Origin of the sequence: Acidovorax sp. HMWF018 (genome assembly GCF_003061035.1) — a bacterium.
GTDB classification, from domain to species: Bacteria; Pseudomonadota; Gammaproteobacteria; order Burkholderiales; family Burkholderiaceae_C; genus Acidovorax; species Acidovorax delafieldii.
Window position 1 is genome coordinate 12,047 of record NZ_QAIM01000595.1, and the last position, 2,219, is coordinate 14,265.

General features: G+C 67.1%; 2 protein-coding genes and 1 pseudogene. All 3 read left to right on the forward strand.

Annotated features, from left to right (window positions below; genetic code table 11):
• A pseudogene (locus DBR23_RS31775) lies at nucleotides 1-1,149 on the forward strand (conjugal transfer protein TrbE); the annotation flags it as partial.
• Nucleotides 1,146-1,871, forward strand: coding sequence for a P-type conjugative transfer protein TrbJ (gene trbJ / locus DBR23_RS25350; protein WP_056581676.1), 726 nt, complete (start codon nucleotides 1,146-1,148; stop codon nucleotides 1,869-1,871). The pseudogene DBR23_RS31775 and the gene trbJ, both read left to right, overlap by 4 nt.
• Before the next feature lie 12 nt (nucleotides 1,872-1,883).
• Complete coding sequence (locus tag DBR23_RS25355) at nucleotides 1,884-2,216, forward strand: EexN family lipoprotein (protein WP_056581679.1); 333 nt, start codon at nucleotides 1,884-1,886, stop codon at nucleotides 2,214-2,216.
• Nucleotides 2,217-2,219 lie beyond the last annotated feature (3 nt).

Genomic DNA, 2,219 nt, shown 5'->3' on the forward strand with positions numbered 1-2,219 from the left:
ATCGGCGACGTGGGCCACACGCTGGTCGCGGGGCCGACTGGCATGGGCAAGTCGGTCTTGCTTGCCACGCTGGCGATGCAGTTCCGCCGCTACCGCGGCTCGCGCATCTTCGCCTTCGACATGGGGCGCTCGATGCGAGCCACGATCCTCGGGCTGGGCGGCGAGCACTACGACCTCGGCACGGATGGCGAAATCGCTTTCCAGCCGCTCGCACGCATCGACCGCGAGGGCTACCGCACCTGGGCCGCCGAATGGATCGAAGGCCGCTTGCTGCACGAAGGCGTGGCGGTCGGCCCAGACGAGAACGCGGCCATCTGGTCGGCGCTGGGAAGTCTCGCCGGTGCGCCGGTGGAGCAGCGCACGATGACCGGGCTTTCCGTGCTGCTGCAATCGAACACGCTTCGGCAGGCGTTGTCGCCCTATGTGCTGGGTGGCGCGCACGGCAAGCTGCTGGACGCCGACCACGACCGGCTGGGCATGGCCGACGTGCAGTGCTTCGAGATGGAGGAGCTGATGCACAGCAAGGCCGCCGTCATGGCCGTGCTGCATTACCTTTTTGCGCGTTTCGATGAACGCTTCGACGGGGCGCCCACGCTGCTGATCCTCGATGAAGCGTGGCTGTTCCTCGACGACCCGGTGTTTGCCGCACGCATCCGCCAGTGGCTCAAGACGCTGCGCAAGAAGAACGTCAGCGTCATCTTCGCCACGCAGAGCCTCGCCGACATCAAGGATTCGAGCATCGCGCCCGCGATCATCGAGAGCTGCGCGAGTCGGATTTTCTTGCCCAACCCGCAGGCGACGGAACCGCAGATTCGCACGATCTACGAAGGCTTCGGCCTGAACAGCCGGCAGATCGAGATCGTCGCCACCGCGAGCCCCAAGCGCGACTACTACTACCAATCCCGCCTCGGCAATCGCCTGTTCGACCTCGACCTGGGGCAGGCGGCGCTGGCCTTCGCGGGCGCTTCCACGCCGCAAGACCAGCGCGACATAGACCGCGTGCTGCTGGACGCCGGCGTGCCCGGCTTCGCGGGCGCCTGGCTGCGCCATCGCGGCCTCGATTGGGCGGCCGACCTGCTGGCCTCGTTCCCCGGCCTCGCGCCGGGTTCTTTCCGTACCACCGACCACCCACAGGAGAACCTGCCATGAAAAAGCGTCTTGTCGCCGCCGCCATCTCGGCCATGCTTTGCACTGCCACCGCCCACGCGCAATGGGTTGTGATCGACCCCACGAACCTCGTGCAGAACACGCTGACCGCGATCCGCACGCTGGAGCAGATCAATAACCAGATCCAGCAGCTCCAGAACGAAGCGCAGATGCTGATGAATCAGGCGCGCAACCTCGCCAGCCTGCCGTCCAGCGTGGTCGGCCAGTTGCGCGCCAATCTGGCGACCACGCAGCGGCTGATCGACCAGGCGCGCGGCCTGGCCTACGACGTGACGAATCTGGATCGGGAGTTCCAGCGCCTGTATCCCGAGCAGTACGCCGCCACCGTCAGCGGCGACCAGATGTACCGCGATGCGCAGGAGCATTGGCGGAACACGCTCAACGGCTTGCAGACCACCATGCGGATGCAGGCCCAGGTGTCGCAGAACCTGGGCGAAGACGAAAGCGTGCTGGCCGACCTCGTGGGCAAGAGCCAGTCGGCCGAAGGCGCGCTGCAAGCCATGCAGGCCATGAACCAGTTGCTGGCCTTGCAGGCCAAGCAGTCGATCCAGTCGCAGCGGCTCCAGATCACGCAAGATCGGGCCGCCTCGCTGGAGTTGGCACGGCAGACCGCGGCCACGGAACGCGCCCGCGAGGTGCGGCGGCGTTTCCTGGGCGATGGCACGCCATACACGCCGCAGCGCGTGGATTTCTACGGCAACTGACGGGAGGCCGCTATGCGATGCGTCCTCGTCCCGTCTGTTCTGGTACTTGCTGCGCTGCTGGCCGCTTGCAGCGAACAGCCGGCTGACCACCTTGCCGATGCCTTGGCCGCCGATCCCTTGCGGCTCAAGGCATTGCGCGCGCAATGCGCGGACGACCGGCAGGCCACGGGCGAGGACGCTTGCCGCGCCGCCGCCGAAGCCTTCCGGCGGCGCTTCTTCTCCGGCCAGGCTGGGCCGGATGAATACCAGACGCTGGCCGACCTGCCGCCGATCCCGCCGAGCTTCGAGGAACCGGCCGATGGCATGGCGCCGGCCGTTCCCGCCGAACCGAAGGACACGCCATGAATG

Bases quoted from the DNA above. Each gene is read 5' to 3' on its own strand.
- trbJ (WP_056581676.1), top strand. From the start codon at position 1,146: ATGAAAAAGCGTCTTGTCGCCGCCGCCATCTCGGCCATGCTTTGCACT.
- DBR23_RS25355 (WP_056581679.1), top strand. From the start codon at position 1,884: ATGCGATGCGTCCTCGTCCCGTCTGTTCTGGTACTTGCTGCGCTGCTG.